This window comes from Halobacillus litoralis (assembly GCF_009856355.1).
In the GTDB taxonomy this organism is placed as follows: Bacteria; Bacillota; Bacilli; order Bacillales; family Halobacillaceae; genus Halobacillus; species Halobacillus litoralis_B.
Window position 1 is genome coordinate 219,964 of the sequence record NZ_WMEW01000001.1, and the last position, 21,997, is coordinate 241,960.

The 21,997-nt window shown below is 42.3% G+C and carries 18 protein-coding genes; 8 read left to right on the forward strand and 10 right to left on the reverse strand.

Annotated features, from left to right (window positions below; translation table 11 throughout):
- The first annotated feature begins 72 nt into the window (after window positions 1–72).
- The 6 genes from GLV97_RS01020 (at window position 73) to GLV97_RS01045 (ending at window position 6,045) form a co-directional block, all read left to right on the forward strand.
- The gene (locus GLV97_RS01020) at window positions 73–531 is read left to right on the forward strand and encodes an Lrp/AsnC family transcriptional regulator (protein WP_027954902.1); all 459 of its coding nucleotides are present in this window, start codon (window positions 73–75) and stop codon (window positions 529–531) included.
- Between the two features lie 285 nt (window positions 532–816).
- Window positions 817–1,812 carry a LytTR family transcriptional regulator DNA-binding domain-containing protein gene (locus tag GLV97_RS01025; protein ID WP_160888754.1) on the forward strand — a complete coding sequence of 332 codons (996 nt, stop codon included), beginning with the start codon at window positions 817–819 and terminating at the stop codon, window positions 1,810–1,812.
- A 102-nt stretch (window positions 1,813–1,914) separates the two neighbouring features.
- Window positions 1,915–2,763 carry an ABC transporter ATP-binding protein gene (locus GLV97_RS01030; protein WP_160888755.1) on the forward strand — a complete coding sequence of 283 codons (849 nt, stop codon included), beginning with the start codon at window positions 1,915–1,917 and terminating at the stop codon, window positions 2,761–2,763.
- Window positions 2,760–3,455: an ABC transporter permease gene (locus tag GLV97_RS01035; RefSeq protein WP_160888756.1), complete on the forward strand. Its 696-nt coding sequence runs from the start codon at window positions 2,760–2,762 to the stop codon at window positions 3,453–3,455. Before GLV97_RS01030 ends, GLV97_RS01035 begins: the two co-directional genes overlap by 4 nt.
- Window positions 3,456–3,946: 491 nt before the next feature.
- Window positions 3,947–4,756: a putative phage abortive infection protein gene (locus GLV97_RS20245; RefSeq protein WP_160888757.1), complete on the forward strand. Its 810-nt coding sequence runs from the start codon at window positions 3,947–3,949 to the stop codon at window positions 4,754–4,756.
- Between the two features lie 152 nt (window positions 4,757–4,908).
- A complete protein-coding gene (locus GLV97_RS01045) occupies window positions 4,909–6,045 on the forward strand; it encodes a GGDEF domain-containing phosphodiesterase (RefSeq protein ID WP_160888758.1) in 1,137 nt (378 codons plus the stop codon).
- Window positions 6,046–6,179: 134 nt separating this feature from the next.
- Here the strand turns inward: GLV97_RS01045 and GLV97_RS01050 are convergent, their stop codons facing one another.
- The 3 genes from GLV97_RS01050 to GLV97_RS01060 form a co-directional block, all read right to left on the reverse strand.
- The gene (locus GLV97_RS01050) at window positions 6,180–6,953 is read right to left on the reverse strand and encodes a zinc-ribbon domain-containing protein (protein ID WP_160888759.1); all 774 of its coding nucleotides are present in this window, start codon (window positions 6,951–6,953) and stop codon (window positions 6,180–6,182) included.
- Window positions 6,954–6,978: 25 nt separating this feature from the next.
- The gene (locus tag GLV97_RS01055; protein WP_160888760.1) at window positions 6,979–8,364 is read right to left on the reverse strand and encodes a TcaA NTF2-like domain-containing protein; all 1,386 of its coding nucleotides are present in this window, start codon (window positions 8,362–8,364) and stop codon (window positions 6,979–6,981) included.
- A 193-nt stretch (window positions 8,365–8,557) separates the two neighbouring features.
- On the reverse strand, window positions 8,558–9,601 hold the full coding sequence (locus GLV97_RS01060; RefSeq protein ID WP_160888761.1) for a lactonase family protein: 1,044 nt from the start codon (window positions 9,599–9,601) through the stop codon (window positions 8,558–8,560).
- A gap of 231 nt (window positions 9,602–9,832) precedes the next feature.
- Between GLV97_RS01060 and GLV97_RS01065 the strand changes: the two genes are divergently transcribed.
- Window positions 9,833–10,975: a hypothetical protein gene (locus GLV97_RS01065; protein WP_160888762.1), complete on the forward strand. Its 1,143-nt coding sequence runs from the start codon at window positions 9,833–9,835 to the stop codon at window positions 10,973–10,975.
- A 181-nt stretch (window positions 10,976–11,156) separates the two neighbouring features.
- Window positions 11,157–12,347, forward strand: coding sequence for a zinc-ribbon domain-containing protein (locus GLV97_RS01070; RefSeq protein ID WP_160888763.1), 1,191 nt, complete (start codon window positions 11,157–11,159; stop codon window positions 12,345–12,347).
- 120 nt (window positions 12,348–12,467) lie between these two features.
- Here the strand turns inward: GLV97_RS01070 and GLV97_RS19890 are convergent, their stop codons facing one another.
- The 7 genes from GLV97_RS19890 to GLV97_RS01105 all read right to left on the reverse strand — a co-directional run bounded on the left by GLV97_RS19890 (window position 12,468) and on the right by GLV97_RS01105 (window position 21,997).
- Window positions 12,468–14,054 carry a flagellin gene (locus tag GLV97_RS19890; protein WP_160888764.1) on the reverse strand — a complete coding sequence of 529 codons (1,587 nt, stop codon included), beginning with the start codon at window positions 14,052–14,054 and terminating at the stop codon, window positions 12,468–12,470.
- A 151-nt stretch (window positions 14,055–14,205) separates the two neighbouring features.
- Window positions 14,206–14,730, reverse strand: a complete 525-nt coding sequence (locus GLV97_RS01080) for a DUF6241 domain-containing protein (protein ID WP_160888765.1) — start codon at window positions 14,728–14,730, stop codon at window positions 14,206–14,208.
- A gap of 250 nt (window positions 14,731–14,980) precedes the next feature.
- The gene (locus tag GLV97_RS01085) at window positions 14,981–15,586 is read right to left on the reverse strand and encodes a pyroglutamyl-peptidase I (RefSeq protein WP_160888766.1); all 606 of its coding nucleotides are present in this window, start codon (window positions 15,584–15,586) and stop codon (window positions 14,981–14,983) included.
- Entirely contained in the window at window positions 15,558–18,524 is a 2,967-nt protein-coding gene (locus GLV97_RS01090; protein WP_160888767.1) for a M14 family metallopeptidase, read from the reverse strand. Before GLV97_RS01090 ends, GLV97_RS01085 begins: the two co-directional genes overlap by 29 nt.
- Before the next feature lie 8 nt (window positions 18,525–18,532).
- Window positions 18,533–19,402: an ABC transporter permease gene (locus GLV97_RS01095; RefSeq protein ID WP_237418555.1), complete on the reverse strand. Its 870-nt coding sequence runs from the start codon at window positions 19,400–19,402 to the stop codon at window positions 18,533–18,535.
- Between the two features lie 32 nt (window positions 19,403–19,434).
- Window positions 19,435–20,367, reverse strand: coding sequence for a nickel ABC transporter permease (gene nikB / locus GLV97_RS01100; protein WP_160888769.1), 933 nt, complete (start codon window positions 20,365–20,367; stop codon window positions 19,435–19,437).
- Window positions 20,368–20,434: 67 nt separating this feature from the next.
- Window positions 20,435–21,997, reverse strand: coding sequence for an ABC transporter substrate-binding protein (locus GLV97_RS01105; protein ID WP_160888770.1), 1,563 nt, complete (start codon window positions 21,995–21,997; stop codon window positions 20,435–20,437).

Here is a 21,997-nt window from a genome sequence, read left to right on the forward strand (position 1 = left end):
TACACAAAGTAAATGATTGCCTGTTTGTTCCATCTTGGTGGTTTGATATAATGAGGGTGGAAGGAGTTTGCTATGAAAAGTAACGAGTTTGATCAAACGGATCGTATCATTGTCGATGAACTAGTAAGAGACGGTCGGATTTCATATGTGGAATTAGCTGAAAAAGTCGGCATTTCCCGAGTCGCCGTCAAAGATCGTATCAACAGCCTGATCAATAAAGGCGTCATTGAAAACTTTACAGCCGTCATCAATTCTGAGCGGTTCGGTCAAAACATTTCCGCCTTTTTTGAAGTTGATGTCGAGCCAATGAATCTGCAGGCGGTGGCCCAGAATCTGGCAGATAATCCAAGTGTGGCAAGTATCTACCAAATGACCGGCCCAAGCACACTGCACATGCACGTGCTTGTGGAGGATTTCAAGATGCTGGAAGCTTTTATCAATGATGAACTCTACTCCGTAGAAGGAATCACCCGTGTGGACAGTTCAATTATTTTGAAACGATTTAAAAGCAGGAAAGGGTACAAGTTGTAAGCCCACCTGTGGAATAGAAGCATATCCCTCAATCCCTATACCTGCAGACCAAACGGACCTCATACGAAACAGTGACATGGATATGTTTTCGTTCATTGAACTAATGATTTCATTCAACATGAAAAATCCAGTGACCCTTGTCACTGGATTTCCTCTTCTATATCTTCTTAGGACCAACCACTATTTTGACAAGCTCTATCATTTCCCGGGAAATTTCCTACTTTAATTTTCCAAATGCTGTATCATGTCTAATAAAGAGCTTACATAGAAAGGAGAGCGCTGTTTATGGACGGACTTACCATTACGAAGGCGGAAAAAAGCCGGGGTGGTACGACGATTTTTTCCCCATTTGATTTACGTATTGAACCAGGACAGGTCGTGTCTGTTTACGTTCATACAGATCTCCGACACTGGCTGATTAATATTCTTAATGGAGACGAGACGTTATCTGGAGGCTGTATTTCCTTCCATGGCCGCCCTTCTCCTATTCCTTTAGGACTGCTCAGCCTGGATGCCCCTCTTTATGAACGCTTGAAGGTGAAGGAGCTGTTCCGTTTCCATAGGGACCTTTATCACTCCAGCGTTTCCTTGGAATCAGTCATGGATTGGACACGCCTGTCAGACCTTCAGCACCATCAGGTAAAAAAGCTGACCTTCTCCGAGAAAAAACGGGTACAGCTGGGCTGTCTCCTTTTACAGGACCCCCCATTCTTTCTCATGGAGGAACCCGATCAAAATGTAGACCTTGAAACGAAACAGATTTTGATGAAGATCTTACAACGACTGAAAGAAGAAGGTAAAACCGTGATGATCTTGACCAGTAACCTGGAGAGCGCCATTATGATGGGCGATCACACCCACCGTCTCCATCAGGATGGTATACATAAAGTGGAAAAAGAGCCCGAAGAGTCCGCTGAGCCTGAAACAGATGGTGCATCCGTCACCTTCTATAAAATCCCTACTAAAGTGCAGGAAAACATGATTTTATTTGCCCCGCCTGAAGTCGATTACATCGAAAGCATTCAGGGGCAGTCATATGTCCATATCCGTGGGGAAGCCTTCCAGGGAATGTTCACGCTGAACGATCTGGAAGCCAGATTGAAGCTGTTCGGATTCTTCCGCTGCCACCGGTCTTATATCGTGAACCTTCAGAAGGTCCGAAAAGTCATCACGTGGACCAAAAACAGCTACAGCCTCCAGCTCGATAACGCAGAAAAGACCGAAGTCCCGCTTTCCAAAGGTAAAATGGCTGAACTAAAGGAACTGCTGGGCCTCAAATAGCTCCGTTCAGCCGGCAGCTGACTCCGTTTACGCAAAAACAGCTGTGCGCTTCGTTGATCTCCCGTAATCTGAAGGAGAACGAAACGAAACGGGGGAATGAAAATGGATCACATTATTGAAGTCAATCATGTTCAAAAAACATTCGGAAAAGAACAGGCCTTGAGGGATTTAACTTTCGGAGTAAAAAAGGGAGACATTTTTGGGTTTCTCGGACCAAGCGGAGCTGGAAAAACGACAACCATTGAGATTCTGACCGGCCAGCAGGTCCCGACTTCCGGCGAAGCCCGTGTTTTTGGCGTACCTTCCAAAGATATGCACCATTCCCATTATTTGAAGCGGATCGGTGTGATGTCGGATTCGAGCGGTTTATACGAGCGCTTATCGATTCGTGACAACCTCCTTCTTTTCTGCGAATTGTACGATCAGCCTTCTAAACAAGTCGAAGAGGTCCTTGAAATCGTTCATCTGACAGCAGAAAAAAGTAAGCGGGTATCGAAGCTGTCCAAAGGGATGAAGCAGCGCACGATGCTCGCCCGCGCTCTTCTGCATCAGCCCGATCTTCTTTTTCTCGATGAGCCGACAGGAGCTCTTGATCCGGCCAACGCTCAGCACATTCATCACGGTCTACGGACTTTAAATGAGCGGGGGACGACCATTTTCTTAACGACGCACGATATGAATGAAGCGGAAACGCTCTGCAGCACCGTCGCATTTCTGGATAAAGGAAGTATCCAACTGCTCGACTGCCCGAAAAAGCTTAGAAAGCAGTTCGGTGACGGACATCTGATGGTGGGACTGACAGACGGCCGGGAAATCATGCTTCCGAACGAGCCCGCAAGCGCAGAGGAAATCTACCAATGGATGAAGAACAGCGAAGTGGAAACGATTGAGATGAATACACCAACCCTCGGCGATATTTTCGTAGAGGTCACAGGGAGGAATCTTGTATGACATTTTCAATGAAACGGATTTATGCGATTTTCCAAAAAGATTTGAAGGAATTATACCGGAACCTCTTTGTATCCTCCACGATCATTCTTCCGATTATGATGGCTTTCATGATGAGTCAGGCGGAAAGTGTCACAACAGCCAGCGTCACCTTAGTGATTACGCTGAGCTTTGCGGCTGTCGGGACCTTTGTCCAGTCTGCGATGATTGCGGAAGAGAAAGAGAAGAATACACTAAGAAGTTTAATGATGTCGCCCGCTTCCACCTTGGATATTCTAGCCGGAAAAAGCCTCGTCACGTTTGTCATGACGCTTGCCACACTGATTGTCAGCTTGTTGATCGTCGGCTATTCCATTCAAGAACCTGTGTGGATGACCGGCATGCTTCTCCTGCTGCTTGTTTTCTACATTACCCTTGGAACACTGATCGGCCTGCTGACACGTACGTTAATTGAAGCCTCTGTCGTTCTTATGCCGATTTTACTTTTGTTTGGGATGAACGTTACTTTTGAACCGTTGATGGCGAGTTATGAATTCCTTTCGTTTCTTGAGTACCTTCCAAACTATCAAATCCAGCTGTTTATTGAGGACCTCGGTCAGCGTATCTCATGGGTACCGGCCGGCATTATTGCGATTTGGACGGTGGTTACACTTATGGTAACGGTCGGTGTATATAAAAGGACATTCACAAGCTAGCAAAAACCTCCCTATTAGATAAGAAGAAAACAGGCGGATGGAACGCTGAAGTTGTTCCATCCGCCAGTCTATCTATTTTTCTATACCTTCCTGTGAAACTGAAGGATCATTCCCATCGACTTCACGAACTGAAGGGAATCCTTCGCTTTTCTGAAGAAAAGTCATTGGAACCGAGGACCATATCGTAATAGCCGGTCTAGAGAATGTTGATTATCCAGAAGATGCCCTCTACTTAAAAGGTGTTATCCGCATGGACAAAGATGTAGTATTCGGCTTCAATCTTTATCATGCCTTAGATGAACGTGCCGGCTTTCCCCTGCAATCATTACCCTTATGCAAAACACGGCTTCCTCCACAGTTTCTGATTCAAAATGCAGTGGATTTTCCAAATTAATAATAGAAAAAAATACCATAATCGTTCTTAATTAAGAAGGTTTTCGCAATTAAATGAAGAATAAAATGTATAACATAGATGGGGAGTGAATATTATAGTGAACATCATTAAGAATACAATAAAAAAAATCATAGACAAAATGAACAAATATATTACAAATGACTACATATTATCTGGGTTTACTATACTTGTGTTAGTTTTCATTTTATTTTTAATACTAAATGTATTTCTTTTCAATATTAATCTAAAAAGTAATTCAAATGTTATGGTTAATGAAGTTGGGACTTCGTTGGTGGGCTTAATTGCTTTTTTCGCTGCATTTAAAGCATACCATACACAAAAAAGTCAATTAGAAGATAACAGAAAGCAAGACAGCAAACTACGCGTAGAAACACAATTTTTCCATTTAATATCTCTACATAACGGTATTGTCGATAGTTTAAAAGTCAATTATTTAGGCGAAACGTATGAAGGAAGAGATTATTTTAAATGTATATTTGAACAGAAGTTAACTAGTTATTACAATGAATTTTCCGATGAATATGATAATAGCGTTAGATTTATAGCAATGTTTAATAAAATACAAAAAGAAGAGGATCAACTTTACTATTATTTCAGAAATTTATATCAAGTATTCAAATGCATACATAAACAAAGAAGCTCTAATGTCATTACAGAAGATGAGCAAAATGAATATATTGAATATATTGATGCTCAATTATCAAAAAGAGAAAGACATCTATTGTACTTCAACGTACATTTTTTCAATGAACATAATAAACAAAAGGAGAACACTTTCAAGGAAATATTAAGTGATTTCAATTTTTTTGAGAAACATAATTTTAGTGGAGAAAAAATCGAACAAGAGTTTATTGAAGAAACTAAAAAAAAAACGAGAAATATGTAAAGAACACTACATATTTTAGGTCATCTTTAAAATTAGAATTAAAGGAAATTAATAAAATTATAGACTTAGCGATAGTCAATAATAAAAAATTTGAAATATCAACAGCAATTTGTTATCTAAGATTTAGTTTCCCTCCTAATATTCTAGCTTTCATGAATGAAGAGGATGCTCTCAAAAAGTGGTTAAATAAACAAGTGCATCAAAGACTCATAGAAAACTTACAAGATGTTGACACTGTAATTCACATTAAACAAAATGATTATGCATTATTAATCGTCGACATTACTGAGACTGAACTCAAAGAAATATTAGATCAGTTAATAGAACATCTAACTTCACCTTTCTTATACTATTCTCAAGAGATTATCCTTTCATTTTCTGTTGGAAGTTGCATGTTACCCAATAAATCAAATGAACAGATAAATCCCTTATATAAAGCAAAGTCCGCCATGTACAAAGCAGAAAATAAAAAATCAAGAAAGTTCTCCATCCATATAGCACACAAAGAAGAGCAACTACATGAAACTTCTATAATTGAGAAAGACCTTTCATCTGCATTAGAAAAAAATGAATTTTGTTTACACTACCAGCCTCAATACCACATTCAAGCAAAAACTATTAAAGGAGTTGAAACCCTCCTTAGATGGAACCACCCTCAACTTGGACAAGTACCACCTAGTAAATTTATTGACCTTGCAGAAGAACAAGGTTTAATGTATGAAATACTTTTATGGATGATTAAAGAGGTCTGTCACAAATTTTCAAAAGAGAAAGAATTAATAATCTCAATAAACTTATCCTATAACCAATTACTAGAAAAATCATTCATCTTAGATGTCGAGAATATCATTAATAATTCCCAAATGGATCCTCAAAATATTTGTTTCGAATTGACTGAGAGTATCAACATCTATAAGAGATCTGAGGTTAGAAAAATTTTACATTATTTAACACAGCAAAAATATAATATATCAATAGATGACTTTGGAAATGGATACTTTTCTTTCTTAGATTTTATTGATCTTCCAATAAATACCGTTAAATTTGACAGAGTATTTTCTTCTATAATTGCCAGCAATTCAAAATTAAGGGAAATAGCACCTGATCTGATCAATATTGCTCATAAGGCAGAACTGGAAGTTGTTGTTGAAGGAATAGAGAGTATAGAAGAGTATCGTCTTTGGGAAAAGTTCCAAGGAGATTTCGCACAAGGGTATTACATTAGCAAGCCCCTGCCATACGAAAGTTTATTTAGCACCATAATCGAATTAAATAAGCAATTAAACTAATGTGATTTTTTTATATCATAATTGTAATCCCCCAGTTTTTTGAAACCACCGTGTTATCCCACTCTAGGTTGAACTTTGTCTTAACTAGCTCCTTCCTGACTTGTTATCAAGCCAGGAAGGAGAAATTTATACACTCACCAACCAAACGGACTACCAATTTCCCCGAGCATCCGGTCAACCATACTCATCATCACAATCAAAAAGAAAACTGCCATCGCCACATTCGTCATTATGACGCCGTAAAACACATCCAGACCTTTAGCTGTTCCACCCGATTGAATCGAAAATAAAAGAGCTGTACTTGCCGTTATATATAAAGCGATACTCACAAAAAAGAAAAACGTCCCGACGGTATTCATAGATAGCAGCATGAATAGATTGGCGGCTAGAAGTCCGGTCACAGGAAGGATGGCGAGCGATCCATATTTCGCAAGGACGCTCATGTAAGTGATTTCCACCCGCATCCATTTCCCTACGCCGAGGTTGACTGCGATAAACACCGCTAAAAAGAGCAGTTGATAAAGGAAAGGCTGAAGGACGAGCACACCAAAGAATACATCCGGTACAGACTCCCCGAACGCCCACAGGCCGCGCGCCGCGTTTCTGGCCGCTAAATAAGAAAAGAACGGCATGAGAAAAGCGAGCAGCAGCAGAGCAATCAGACCATTGGTCCGCTGGGAAGCATCCGCCCGCTGACTGGCCCGAAACGGTTCCTGCAGCGCTTGGAGGGCAAAACGGTAAAACTGACGGCCTGTTTGTTTAGCCGTTTCTGTATAATCCTTCTGCGGAGGTAATGCGGCCGCTTCCACCGTCGATGCCGACGCATGCTCCGCAAGAACAGAGGCCCCGCATTTTCCGCAGAATTTACTGTCTTCATTCAATGGATTTCCGCATGTCGCACAATGCATAATATCCCATCCCCTTCATTAGAAGTCACCCGTCTGAACGGTTGGTCTCATTGATGGCTACCTCTTCGATTTTCCAGCTGTCCCCGTCTTTGATGACGGTATAATCCTTCGTCCGCTCGTAATGCGTTTTTTCTCCTTCTGAGTCGGTAAAGATGAACGCTTCATCCGTCGTCACCACATAGCCATCCACTCCATACGCAGTAGATTTCACAATGTTATTCTCCGTGAACGCATAGGTGAAGCCTTTGCCGGAGATCCCGTCCAAATAGTCCTTAAACTCAGCGGACGCCTGACTGCCATCCTCGAGGAAAGGAGCAATCATCGAGAAGTCCTCCGCATTCAACGCTTCTTCATAGACCTCCCGGAAATCGAGAACATGGGCCTCAGCCGCTTCGGAGTCATCCGATTCCGGTACGTATTCAAAGACCGATTCCTCCGGTTCCTCCAGTTCTTCCTCAAAATAAAAACTCAGCTCACCCCAGTAGTCGCCATCCTCCGTACGGATCTGTCCGGACTTGACCACCTCTTTCTTATCGTTTGTCCATTCCGCATGAAGGACCAGCTTGTTTCCGTCCGGCACAGGCCCGATGACTCCAAGCTCATCCAGTGACTTCTTCGTACTCTTTCCATTTACAAAAAGAATCGCTTCCGGCTGGTTGGTATCGACATCATACGTAGTCCCTGCAAAATATAGTTCCATATAGTAATCCGATTCTTCCGCCAGCACCTGGTATTCCCACGTGTCTTTGAACTTTCCATATACGTTCGATGCCTCTCCCTCAACTTTATACACACCAGGGTAGGCTTTGGCATTAACTTCGTCCTCGGCAGCATTCTCCACGGTGATTTTTTCCTTGCCGACTGTAAAGGAAGCATCATCCATGTTCGTTAAGAATCTGATCTCCGTCGGAACCGCTTCAATTTCATACGTCTTGTACATCCCAGGGATTACGGCTGTTTTTTTGACAGACAAAAGCGGGCTGCCGTATTCATCGCGGATGATGGTATCGAACCGCTGTTGTCCGCTGACGGCATCCAGCATCTGTTCACGGATGGTCTCCCAGTCGTTCTCCTTCATGTACTGCAGGTATTCCTTCTCATTCAGCCATGCTTTTTTATCAAGAGACAGTTCACTTACAAAAGCTCCCGCATCATTATTCGTGACCGCACGATCCATTGCCCGGATCTTCGTCGTCGGATCAAGCATCGATGACAAAATCAAATGAGCGGTCAGCAGAACAACCAAAACCGCCCCTATCGAGATCAGCGTGATTTTCTTTTTCCGCGGCATCGGTGGTCTTGGCGCTTTTGCTCCCGACCGGGTCAGCGGAGCATCCTTAGGTGCACCACATTCGGTACAGAAGGTTTCTTCCCCGCCCATCTCATGACCGCAGTGTTTACATACTTCCATCCAGCGACCTCCCTCGCACTTGAAGGTGTTTCCCCGCCTGCTATGTACCTTCCTCCCTTCACCTGATTTAGTTCCATATAATGGGGAGTAATTAACTATACTCAAACGACCGGGGGTGTATGACTGTCCCTTTTTCCATAAAAAAGAAGAGGACACCCCTCCATGGGACGCCCTCTTCTTCCTATTCCTCTATTTACTTTGTAAACTTCACGCATACCGGCTCGGGTACGAATACATCGGATTGAACAAGCGTCAGCCTGCCGGTTGATTTGTCCCGCTCGAACAACGTCATTGTATTGGACTTCTGGTTCGTCGCGATCAAGAACTCCTCGGAAGGGTCCATCACGAAATCACGCGGCCAGTTCCCTTCTGTCGATGTCCACTCTACAAAAGTAAGTCTGCCTGTATCCTGATCGACGTCGTAAACGGCAATGGAATTGTGCCCACGGTTACCGACATAAACAAACTGTCCATCCGAAGAAATATGAATGGCACTGCCGTCATTGGTTTGGTCAAAGTCCTTAGGGATCGCCGCAATGGCCTGCTGCTCGGTGAATCTGCCATCCTTCTCATCGTAATGAAGCACAAGCACTTCTGAGCTGAGCTCCGTCATCACGTAGGCATACTTTTTGTTCGGATGGAAGGTGATGTGGCGAGGGCCGGAACCCGGTTTCGTGTTGAACACCTGTACCTGGCTCAACTCGCCATTGGCTACGGCGTAAGTGATAACACGATCGCTGCCAAGGTCAATCGCTATCACGTATTTTTCATCAGGGGTAAAGCCTGCATAGTGCATGTGCGGCTTTTCCTGACGCTCATGAGGGCCCGTTCCTTCATGTTCCACGATCGAAACCGCAGGATTCAGGGATCCATCTTCATTCGTCAGGTAGGAGACCACTTCTTTTGTATGGTAGTTAGCCGTCACAACATTGTTGTTTAAATGATCCACACTCACGTGGCACGGCGGAGAGCCCGCAGCTGTCTGAACGTTCAATTTCGTAAGTTCTCCTGTTTCTTCATTGATGGAAAAGGACGTGACGCCGCCGCTTTCCCCGTCTTTGGAAACCGCATAAAGATTCTTTTGATCATCGCTCACGGTGACGTAGGTAGGGTTCTGCAGTTCTGCAGCCAGTTGAACGTCTTTCAGCTCCTTAGCGTCTGTATCCAGGGTGAACTGATAGACGCCTTTACTTTCCTGTTTGGTGTACGTACCGATGTAACCAACGTATTCCGGCATAGTAAAACTCCTTTACTGAGGTGATAGAAATAAATTTCCGAATTAATTATCTCATAAACTCCCGCAGTCCTAAATCAATACCATCTTTCATAAGTCATAGTACCTGGTTCACATTTATAAAAACACTCCTTTACGCAACTGTATGTAGCGCACAATCAGCTGCTGCATTTACTTTATCCATCCAACCAGATAAGCTTTATGTAAATCCCTATTTTAAAGGAGTTTTCCCCTGTGAATGAAGCCCAGCAAACGGTATTGTCATTATTCAAACAAAAGCAGACTGACTATGACGAACACATGGAGGCCATCAAGCATATTTGGAGGGAATACGGCCGGAGAAAACAGCCTGATATCCAGGATCCTGCCGGTTTCGCTGCAGGGCTTGAGTACCTCGCTTCAAAAACGTTCCTTGGACCCAAAATTTCGCAAAAGGCTTGTGCAGACAAGTATGGCGTCACCTCCCACAAAGTGTCCCAGGCGTACCGCAGGCTCAGTGATACGGCAGGAGATATCATATCTTCCTACTGGAGGGCGGCCGTTGATGGAAGGTTCCAGACACCGCCCCAGAACTCTAAGCTGTTGGATGAACTGGTGGATCAAGTTCTCCACATGCAGACCTGTCCCGGCAATTTCAGCACGGAACTGACCATGGACCAGCGTTTTATGCTCGGGGACCTCTTTTCCAGTTTTTACGGGGCGTCCTTTCAAGAGAAAATCGAATTATGCGTAGAATTGTTTGCGATCCACCCGTACCATCCAGACCTTTACATCATTCTCGCAGAATTCTCCCCGTATAATCACAGAAAGAAAAAGATACTGACAAAAGCCATGATCAATGGAGAAAACGCGATGGATCCTTTTATCATGAAAGATTTAACAGGAGAACTCTGGATGGAGGTTGATGCCCGTCCGTATTTACGTGCAAAAGCGGCGTATGCCGAACAGTTGATCCGTGAGTACGACTTTGACGGGGGGATCCTTCATTACCGCGAACTGCTGCGGTTGAATGAGGGGGACAACCAAGGAATCCGGTATAAGCTGCTTCCGCTGTATTTAGAACATGGATACTATACAGAAGCCAGGGCTTTACTGGATACCCTACAGGAATCCGATACCTTTCTCCTTTTTTATAAAGCCATTCTTGCTTATTTAACAGAAGGGCTGACAAGGAGAACAAAAACTCTCCTTCAAAAAGCCGATCATCACAATCCCTATGTGAAGGATTTCGTTCTTCATCCAAAGAAACGCCCGAAAGATCTGCCCGACTATTATGGGGTAAGGGACGAATCGGAAGCCGCCGTCGTTGCCGCCGATACGCTCTGGGTATGGAACCAGCATAAATCCTTTACCCAGGCCTTTCTCGACCTTCAGTAAATCAAAGACCCTCCACCCACTATCATGGATGGAGGCTCTTTTTGGTGGCACGAATCGGATTTCCGGCATTCAGCGTGAATATCATATAGACAGGATAAAATTACAAATTCAAAAGGTATAAAGTCTTAAATGATCCCTTTCGTCATAAAATGAATCGTTCATTAAACGAAAGGGTGAGAGCATGTCTGATTTCTGTACAAACTGTGGAATGAAATTAAAAGCAGACACTCATTTTTGTGAGAATTGTGGTCAAAAGTTCAGTTCATCCATCCCACCTGTATCTGAGTTACCAAAAGAAAACCATTCCAAAAGAAAAAAGTCGGCCTTATTTTTTTGCCTGGCCGGATTCCTTCTGATTTTTATTGCCGGTTATTACAGTTGGGACCACTTACGTGCAAAGAACCTTGATCAAGAAGTTTCAGTTAAACCGGAGAAAGGCAGCGTTCTGGAAGTTGAAGAAGAGAGAAATGAAGACGCGCCTCCAGCATCTCAAGAGAGTGAAGCTGAACATACCAGCGAACCGGAAACTACAGATAAATCCGTGGAGAATAAAGAAGACCCTTTGGTTCGTTATGAGGAAGAATTAAATAACCTGGCAGATATCCATCCTTTTCACCTCGGCACATGGACGTTGAACAAGAAAGCGCAAGAGATAGAGTTATCGATTAAAAACCCTGACAGCAACGGTATATTTACTTTATATCAATTGTACGACACAGGCGAATACGATGTGTTAAGAGCCTGGGCTCAAGAAGTTTTTTACATAGCTCAGGAGATAGAAGAAAGCACAGGAAGCAATACATCCATTTCTATTTCGACCACCTGTGATCATCAAGTTCCAGAAACCATGTTTCCATCAGACATGCTTTCCTATTCCGGCTCCTGTGGATACTCCCTTCCTATTCTTTATGGGGATACCAAAGAAAACCTTACTTTACTGTTACACACGAAAGTATTCAAAGAAGAGGAAGAGCTGTTATCGAAAAGCTTTCATGTACCATCCATAGTGAATTCCATTAAAGCTGAATACAGCCACATCAATGAAAACCAGAACCTTTACACTCAAGAAACCGCTGCTCCTGATGTGACAGAGTATATCAATGAAAACCGGGTACGCAGGAAATTAGTTGAACAGAAGTTGGATGGGTCCACCACAGAATCATTTTATACGGATAATGGCGAACTTTTCTTTATCTACACCGAAAAAGATGGGGAGGAGGACCGCTATTACTTCAGTGATGGTCTATTGATACGATGGATCGATCCAAGTGGGAAAACCATTGATGCAGGGAATGAAACCGAAGAATACTTGAAGCTTAATCATTACTGGCAGGAACAACTTATGAAGTGGAGAAAAAATGAATTTTATTGAGAGAATTAAGACATATAAACATAAAGAATCAGCAGTTACTGTAACTGCTGATTCTTTATGTTTATGTATACATCCTGGTATCTATGTATCTAATTAAAATAATACGCTTCCAAAATAAAATCATTTGAGTAACTGCAATACAGCTTGAGGCGCATTGTTCGCCTGGGCCAGCATGGCTTGTGACGTCTGGCTGAGAATAGAGTTTTTGGTTTGATTCATTATTTCTTTTGCCATATCTGCATCACGGATACGGGATTCTGCTGCAGTAAGATTTTCATGATAATTAGAAGCATAATTCTGTTTGAACTGCAGCCTGTTGTGATAACTGCCATATTTACTCCGCTCTGATGAAACTAGAGTCGCAGCGCTGTCCAGACGTTCCAAAGCTTTTTGTATTTCTTCATAAGGATCTACAGCCATATCCTCCACACCCAGCTTTTCTGTCCGGACATCGGAGAGTTGAATACTGAATTGATCGCCGCTGTTTGGGCCGTCCTGTATTTTTATATCATAGGGACCTTCATCGACTATTTCTGTAGGATCTTCAATAGTGGGAGGGACGGATATTCCATAAAAAGTATTTACAGAAAACGTATCATTTCCTGGGACACTTCTTTCTTCCCATTTCAAGGCATAGCCGCTGTCTCCTACCGCTTCATCTGTATCTGTCCAAGCCATAGGTTGAGCTACATCCGAATATTTCCCAACCCTAAATTCATCGGGACGCACTTTAATACCCTCACCTGAAATGATCCCCTGGGCTTTGATATCTTGATAGCCATTGTTGTTATAAACGGTGAAGGAATCCGGCAGGTCAGCTCCGTTGTACACTTCTTCTTCAGTGATGTCTTCATTATTGACTTTAAATGGTGCCCAATCATCATCTCCCAGCATCGTATCGATGTGAAAATAAAATCCAATTTCCTTTTCCCCGCTGCCTAGATTTTTCATTGAATAATCAAATTCAAATTTATCTTCTATAATCTGAGCGGTCTGCGTGACTTCCACATTTTCTACTGTAAAGACCGTTTTATATGCACCAGACTCATGAATGGTTTGCGTGGATACATTTTCCAACCCTAATCGGTGGGCCGTACCATCAATAAGAACGGCCGGGTGAGACGTATTCCCCTCCCCATAGATTAAGATTTTATTATCATCGTCGGACGTAGATGGATATCCCTCCCCTGTTTTCAATGCCAGTTGTCCTGCTGGATCTACATTCAATGACAATGCATTTTCATAATTGTACGTTGGCTGATTATTATTTGCAGAAGAGTGATGGGGCTTTTGTCCATTTAACAGGTTTATTCCATTAAAGTCTGTGCCATGAGCTATATCATTAATACCTTCTTTTATCTGATCCAGTTCCTTTTGGATTTCCTGCTTATCACTCGTTGTTAAAGTACCATTTCCAGCTTGTATAACTAACTCTCTTGCTCTATGTAGCTGCTGCTGTACTCCCTCCAACCCGCCATCGGCTATTATACTCAGGTTTATTCCATCCTGGATATTATTTTGGGCCTGCTCCAGTCCTCTGATCTGACCTCTCATCTTTTCCGAGATCGATAGTCCAGCTGCATCATCAGAAGCACGATTTATACTGAAACCACTAGATAACTTTTCCATGGAGTTCATTGATTTGTTATTTTTATTCTCTAATTTATTTTGAGCTTGTAAAGCCGCTATATTATGATTAATTCTCACTGACTGCAACACACCTTATGATTTTATATCAGGTATATCGGCTCAATTTCCTTTTCTTTTATATATATGGGATTTTTTTCTACAAAAAGGTTTAATATTACCCATGTCGGTCTTGACTTACTTAATGCCCCGCGTAATTTTTTCACTGTATTTAAAAATTCTGTTCAATGTATTCACGCTCTTCGTCCTCACTCATCAACCCCGTCGCTCTTCCTATCGAACCATTCTGCCAGTCCCAAATGGTATTGTGGACAATTACAGCATTGGAAAAGTCCCCACTGTCCCATGATTCCAATGTCTTCTTATAAAAATCATAATGTTTATAATAGGTTTCGGTCCCCTCAATAGACTTCAATATTCCGAGCATCTGGTCAATCTGATCTGCTGTCATCTGCTGCCTTCCATGCTTTTCTTCCGCCCGTACCTTCTGGTGAGTCATTTCATGCAGCTCCTGCATAAAAAACTGTTCGGAGGGTATTCCATCTTCATCAACCTTTTTTATCGCTTTCTGCTCCTCCGGTTCATTCACTTCCTCCATCTTCTGTTCCTGTTCTTCCGTTAAAGAACCACTGTCTGCCTGAAATCCTGAAACAACTACCCAGGTGATTCCACCGATAATAAGAAGAGATAATGCTCCTAACACATACAATGACCATTTCAGAATGCCTTCCCCCATATGATTTCCCATCTCCTTTATTACTTATTTTCATTTTAGAACTCTAGTGAGTTAACAGATTGTTAACGCCTGCTATTATATGTATAATAAACAGATTTAAAGGACTCATCTGGTTCTCAATAAAATGCAGGAAGCCTTATACCCATTAGACGTTTTAAATAGATGCAAGGACGGTGATTATAATAAGTTTTACAAATTAATTCCTTTCAAATAAAAAAAGAGCCTGGACAGACCAGACTCTTTTCAATTCTTAAGGCAGCTCTTGGATGATATTTCTGACAGCATCAGTTAAATCGCTTTGAGACCAACTCGGAAGTTTTCCGTGTTGGACCGCCAGCTCATGAGAGGCAGGTATATGAACAAAACCAGAAGGAATATGTTGATTATTCATATGAAAATGATAAAGGGCTTGATACATGACATGATTACAAAGGTAAGTGCCAGCGGTATTTGAAACCTCTGCTGGATACCCTTTTGATTGTAAACGTTCAACAAAGTGTTTAATTGGCAGAGTTGAGAACAAACCATCCGGCCCCTCTTCCTGTATAGGTTGTCCCTCTGGTGTGTTCCCTTCATTATCTTTTTCATTACTTTCGTTACAGTTGATGGCAATTCGTTCAGGTGTAACTTTGTATCGCCCTGCAGCTAGGCCAAGTGAGATAACTGCATCCGGTTCTACATCATTAATGTATTCTAGTATTTCATAACCTGACTTATTGTAATCCACAGATAAAATTCGTCCTTCAATATGAAAACCATTTATCTCTTCACCCTTTAAATCTTCTATAATATGATTTGTTGGGTTTATCGGAAAATCAAGGAATGGTTCAAATCCTGTAAGTAAGAGTGTCTTCATTAACTATTTCTCCCTTCGTAAGTAATGGCCTTTCCCTCTCTATTATTTGGAATCTTCCTTTTTGATACTTTGATATAGACTGTTTGTCTGAGATAACATCTAAAATTGACTGATTAAACACTTTCTGTGCCTCTATACATAATTTTAAGTCCTCCCCATACACCGTTTCATCTGCAGCCTCAGATATGATATCAGCACTCACCCACTCTGGAAACCTTGATATAGCAACGTGAGATTCGGAGTCTGGAGAAGTTTCCCATGTAAAAAATAACAAGGACCCCGTTTGTTCTACAGGGAAGAGATCCGGAAGCCACTGATGACCATATTTTTTATACCGGCTCATCCATTCCTCGTTTCTCTCTTCAAATATGGTTCCTTGGACCTTTTCCATCATATGATTTTGGATCTTTTCTAATAGGTGCCTTTGTCTACCATAATTATTCCCAGGTAACTTTCGCCCGATTCCGTAAATTAAAGCGTTTGGGAGCCAATAGGATTTGGGGAAGCGGGGAGGACTGTTATACCCAGCGAAAGGCTGAATCCATTCATGAGCTGGAATTCCATGATTATCAATCACAACATCAGGAGCCCAGCGGTGCATGATATCAGGAACGACACGCGCCTCCCCGAACGGAGTAGACCGATAGCGATGTTCAGCATATTCCAGCCCTACAGCATTATATCTTGCCGCATGATGCTTCCATTCTGGGTTAACCCTTGTCATTTCCTGATGAATTTCATATCCATCAGGATTAGCATTAGGTATGGCTACCACATTAAAATGTTTAACACTTCCACTTTTCGATAATTCATTCATGAGCTCAATGAGGGCCGGCCGGCTGGAGACCTCATTCGCATGGTGGCCAGCTTCTATTAAAATGGTGGGCTTATAGGCAGATAATTTCTTACGTGACAAATAAATTTCATCGGTTTCTGTGTACCATTCATAAACTGGAATCCACTTCCCTTTATATGACTGCTCCGGTATCCATGTATAAGATGAACTATTACTCCTTATTACATGACGACCAGTATCAATTGATACTGGATAAGTTGGTACATTCTCTCTTTTAAGGACACCTTCCATATCTTTGATCAATTCCTGGGGAAGAGGGTCATCATCCTGAAATGTCAGACCAACGACACCCCCTTGGTTATTTGAAGCATCTTTCGTCTGATAGATTTTAATATGGGCTTTAGGTGCAGCCCCTTCCCGGACTTTCATAAAGGGATAAACTCCGCCTGGAGCTTGTTGCCCCCGGCCGTGGACATCGAAGAAGTGAAGCGTGTTAAAGTACAAATCTTCATGTAAAGCCTCCAATGAAGAAATACGCTCGTGTTCAACAAAAAGCTTTTCCTCTGGTTCACTCATTTCAACATTAACTTCAATCCTATCAAATAAAGGCTGTCCTTCATTCGTCTTTAAGTCTATAAGAAAAGAATTCAAAACTTTTGTCTGGTAAAAATGATAAAAGTTCTGGCGGTCGGTTGAAAAAGGTTTCCTTTCGCATACATCCCCTCCAACCATCCAACGTACTTCGTTTGAAACAGGATACACACGCTTCCTATCATCTATATAATTCATAGAACGAATAGGAACGAGAATAGATTTCCCAAAAATCATTTCACCGTTCTCTTTATATACTTCCATGATAACCTGTGGGTCTTGTAAGTTGTTCAGTTCGAAAGTAACAGCCTCTTTATGTAAACCAAGTTTCCCTTCAATCCATTCATCTAAGGGATAAAGCTCTTGAATCCAACGAATAGATAACTCACAACCATCCGCATTCCTTTCTTCCTTGCAGACAAATTTAATGTGACCAATATCCGCGGCTGCTTCTTTCAAAGAATTGATCCAATCTTCCTTTACTATACTGACAATTGGTTTGAATGAAGAATAGACATTCACATTTTCCAAACCGGTGATTTTCTGAATTTCATGCCTGATCTTCCTTCTTTCAGATAATGGTTCGGATAAGAAAACCGTCATTTCATCAGCTGCTTTACAATGATGGTTTCGTACGAGATCTAAACAAATATCCGTTTCTTTTTCGCCTTCCCACTTGAGGTCTGAAACGACATATTCTTCTCGTTTTGGTTCCATGTCCGGCCGCTCCCAAAAAGAAACCATTCCTCCTTCCCTCCAATGCTTCCCATGCAATAAATAGCGAACAGCATGTTGCAAGGACCGGCCTTTCCCTTCCACTTTTATCTGTTCTTCTACTAACTTAATTTCTGCTTTTTCTTTATTTTGATGTTTTACACAAACAAAAGCATCCTGCTCCTGGATGTTGGTTAATGGCAGTTGCAATATTGTCGAGCACATCGCTATTCTAGATGCACCGTAACAGACATCCAGGAATATATCTTGTGACACACTCTTATCAACATGAATAGATAAAGATTGCTTTTGAACAGGATCGGGACCGGAATCACTATAAAAAGCATCATACTCCCAAAGCTCTGTAAGACTTTGAATAGGATATGTTTGATTCTCTCGACTAGCAAATGAAGCAACAGGAGTTCTTTTTCCTTGTTCCACCCACCATTCTCCATTATTAAAATAGATCGCTTTTACAGGTTGTTTTCCCGTATCAGCTGCCGGCCAGTCGCAGGCGAGAAATTGAAGCAGGCCGTTCAGTTCCTGCTCTGACCTATAATAGAAAGATAAACGCTTGGTTTCAGCGTTGAGTTTCAATGCGGTTACTTCCTCATTTACGGCAAAATCAAACTGATAAGCTGCTTTTTCATTTCCGTTTAAGAAGTTAAAAGTCAAAGCCGTGGTTTCAAAGCCGAGACGGGCACAAAAATCAATAAGACCTGAAGGGGTCAACCCTTCAGGTATATGGAAATTGGTGTTGATATGATCTGGAACCCCGTCATAATTTTGATCAGTAATAAGATAACCTGGTTCCCACAGTTTCTTTAAATCATTCATTTCATCACCTACACATCAAGGTTTGGATCAAATTTATCCCTTAACCAATCACCGAATAAATTAAATCCTAATACGGTAATCATGATGGCAATACCAGGAAAGGTAGCGGTCCACCACGCTGAACTAATATAGTTACGACTATCAGATAACATGCCACCCCAGGAAGGAATCGTCGGGTCAACTCCCAAGCCCAAGAAAGTAAGAGAAGCTTCAAGCAGGATGAACTCTGCTATGAACAGCGTTCCCAACACTAAAATTGATGACACAACATTAGGGAAGATGTGCTTTCCTATGATTCTTATATGTGACCCACCAACCGCTTTTGCTGCCTGGATATATTCCAATTCTTTTAGAGACATGACCTGCCCGCGTATCAATCTGGCGAACCCAACCCAATACGTCAGCCCCAGGATGATAACGATCTTCCAAATTCCTGTCCCGAGTACACTCATGATAATGATCGCAAACAATATGAATGGAAAAGCCAGCTGAATATCAGCGAGACGCATTATAAGGTCATCCATCCACTTGCCAACATAACCTGAAATTAAACCGAGGATCGTCCCTACAACCATCGCTAGAAGGACACCAAAAAAGCCAACCATTAAAGAGATTCTTGCTCCATAGATAATCCGGCTGAATAAGTCCCGACCGATTTGGTCAGCTCCTAATAGATGTGCTGTATCCGCTCCTGATATAGAAGGTGGAGCCAGCCTTGAAGTCAGCTGTGCTTCCGTTGGATCGAAAGGAGCTATCCAAGGAGCGAATAATGCACAGGAAACACTGACAATGACGAGAAGGAGCCCGAACATTCCAGATGCATTTTTAAACAAGAACTGACCAAGACGGAACTTTTTCTTCGGTTGCTGGTCTTGCATTTGTTCTTCTTGTTCATAGACTGCAGGTTCCATCAGCTGCTGCCACCTCCCGCTTTAATTCTTGGATCGATCAGACTATAACTGATATCAACGAGTAAGTTAACCAGTACCATAATCATAGCAAGCATGATAACGCCGCCTTGAATAACTGGATAATCCCGCTGATTTATTGCGTCAATAATCATACGGCCTACACCCGGCCATGAAAAAACCTGTTCAATAATAACCGTGCCCCCTAAAAGGGAACCGAACTGAATACCAAGAAATGTAATGGTGGGAATTAAAGCATTACGGAAAGTGTGACGCATGATGACGACCCACTCTTTCAACCCTTTCGACCTGGCTGTTGAAACATACTGCTGAGATAAATTTTCCAGCATGGATGATCGAACTAATCTCGCTAAAATTCCTGATAGAATCATACCAAGTGCGATGGAGGGCAATATCAAATATTCGATGCCTTCATAACCAGAAGCCGGAAGCCATTGAAGGTTCACGGAAAAGATTAAAATCAGCATAATACCAAGCCAGAAGTTTGGAAATGATATACCGATAAGTGAAAAGATCCGACCAGAGAAGTCCACCGCAGTTCCCCTTTTCACTGCTGATAAGATACCTACGGGAAAGGCAATCAGCATAGCAACGAATACTCCGCCGAATGCAAGAAGCAGGGTGGCTCCCATCTTATCAACCACCATCTCAGTCACAGGTAAGCCTGTCCGGAACGACTCACCGAGGTCAAAAGTTGCTAAGTTTTTTAAAAATATTAGATACTGCACTGGTAAAGGTTCGTCCAGTCCAAGATTTTCTCTTACGCTTTCAATGGCCTCCGGAGAAGGTTCACCAGCAGCAAACATGACAGTTACAGGGTCTCCTGTCAGTCGGATACTAAAGAAAATAATGACGGAGATGGCTAAGAGAACTAATACACTATGTAATAAACGCCGAATAATGAACTGTAACACAATGTCCCCTCCTATCAATAAATGATATAGAAGAAGGCAGGAGTCTTCCTGCCTTCTCCTATTTGAACTATTCGACGGTTACTTCTTCTAAACGCATACGATCTTCGTGTGGTGGTTGGAAGTTTTTCACGCGATCATGTACAGCATAGAGGGCGACTTCTGAATAAAGATTCGCCTCAGGAGCCAATTCATGTAGACGCTCAGTCAGTTTCATGAAGATTTCTTCACGTTTTTCCTGATCCACCGTTGTGCGCTCTGCTTCCAAGAGTTCTTCTACTTCTTCATCATAGAAAGATGGGTTCCAGTGTTCTCCTTCGTGGTACATGAGATACGCTGTATTATCAAAGTCCAGCGTCCATCCACCCCATCCTTGACGATACATATGTCCAGCGTCTCCATTTGGAATAAGATCAGAAATCAAGGTGTTGCTATCTACACTTTCAATGTTCGCTTTCAATCCAACTTCTTCGAGATAATAGGATACGACTTGAGTGATTTCTTTAAAGTTTCCATCATTACCAGGTATATAAATATCTACTTCTGTTCCTTCAGCAACACCAGCCTCCTTAAGAAGCTCTTTTGCTTTTTCAGGATCATAAGGATATGGATCAATCTCAGGGTTGTCACCGAAAGAGAGTTCGCTTTGGAATGTGCTGATTTTCTCTCCATACCCTCCAAGAATTTCTTCAATGATGGCGTCTTTGTCAATCGCATAGTTTACGGCTTGTCTTACACGCTTATCATCAAAAGGTTCTTTTTCTGTATTGAAACGCAAAGAATAGACCGTCGGTGTTCCCACTTCTTGAATGGATAGAGATGGGTGATCCTTCAAAGAGTCAACCTGACTAATTTCAACGCGCTTCATAACGTCAATTTCTCCTGTCTGCAGTTCTGCCAGACGTGTAGAAGCTTCTGGAATGAAACGGAAAGTCACTTGATCAAGTTTCGGAACTCCTTCTTGCCAGTAATCTTCGTTCTTTTCCAGCACGGCTTTGCTGTCCTGTTCATAAGAAGTCATCTTAAATGGTCCAGTCCCTACAGGATTCGTATTAAAGTGTTCATCACCATTTTCCTCAATATACTTTGGAGGAACAATAACGGCACCGTAGCCCGCAAGCTTTGTCAAAAGCACTGGATCTTTTTCATTTAAGTTAAAATTGACGGTGTACTCATCCACAACCTCTACCTCATCTATGGATGTATAGTTCGCCTGCTGCGGTCCTTTAGCACCTTCTTCACCCAGAAGGCGGTCGAAGGTGAATTTCACAGCATCTGCGTTGAATGCTTCACCATTATGGAAAGTGACCCCTTCCCGAAGTTTAAACTGAAGTGTTTGGTCGTCTATATATTCCCAGCTCTCAGCAAGCCCCGGTTGAAGTTCCAAATCTAAATTCCGATCCACCAATCCTTCAAAAACGGATGTCGCCACCGTACTCCAATCTAATAAGAAGGTATCGATCGGATCCCAGTTCTGCGGATCCCCAGGAACCCCTACTACCAACTCCCCTTCCCGACCTTCCACTTCTATTTCACTTGCATTTTCAGCACTTGTTTCTTCTGAATTAGAACTGCACGCCGCCATTATCAGCACAACCAATAAAAACAACGCCCCTGATATAGCCTTCTTCAT

Bases quoted from the DNA above. Each gene is read 5' to 3' on its own strand.
- GLV97_RS01020 (WP_027954902.1), top strand. From the start codon at position 73: ATGAAAAGTAACGAGTTTGATCAAACGGATCGTATCATTGTCGATGAA.
- GLV97_RS01025 (WP_160888754.1), top strand. From the start codon at position 817: ATGGACGGACTTACCATTACGAAGGCGGAAAAAAGCCGGGGTGGTACG.
- GLV97_RS01030 (WP_160888755.1), top strand. From the start codon at position 1,915: ATGGATCACATTATTGAAGTCAATCATGTTCAAAAAACATTCGGAAAA.
- GLV97_RS01035 (WP_160888756.1), top strand. From the start codon at position 2,760: ATGACATTTTCAATGAAACGGATTTATGCGATTTTCCAAAAAGATTTG.
- GLV97_RS01045 (WP_160888758.1), top strand. From the start codon at position 4,909: ATGAATGAAGAGGATGCTCTCAAAAAGTGGTTAAATAAACAAGTGCAT.
- GLV97_RS01050 (WP_160888759.1), bottom strand. From the start codon at position 6,953: ATGCATTGTGCGACATGCGGAAATCCATTGAATGAAGACAGTAAATTC.
- GLV97_RS01055 (WP_160888760.1), bottom strand. From the start codon at position 8,364: ATGGAAGTATGTAAACACTGCGGTCATGAGATGGGCGGGGAAGAAACC.
- GLV97_RS01060 (WP_160888761.1), bottom strand. From the start codon at position 9,601: ATGCCGGAATACGTTGGTTACATCGGTACGTACACCAAACAGGAAAGT.
- GLV97_RS01070 (WP_160888763.1), top strand. From the start codon at position 11,157: ATGTCTGATTTCTGTACAAACTGTGGAATGAAATTAAAAGCAGACACT.
- GLV97_RS01080 (WP_160888765.1), bottom strand. From the start codon at position 14,730: ATGGGGGAAGGCATTCTGAAATGGTCATTGTATGTGTTAGGAGCATTA.
- GLV97_RS01085 (WP_160888766.1), bottom strand. From the start codon at position 15,586: ATGAAGACACTCTTACTTACAGGATTTGAACCATTCCTTGATTTTCCG.
- GLV97_RS01090 (WP_160888767.1), bottom strand. From the start codon at position 18,524: ATGAATGATTTAAAGAAACTGTGGGAACCAGGTTATCTTATTACTGAT.
- GLV97_RS01095 (WP_237418555.1), bottom strand. From the start codon at position 19,402: ATGCAAGACCAGCAACCGAAGAAAAAGTTCCGTCTTGGTCAGTTCTTG.
- GLV97_RS01105 (WP_160888770.1), bottom strand. From the start codon at position 21,997: ATGAAGAAGGCTATATCAGGGGCGTTGTTTTTATTGGTTGTGCTGATA.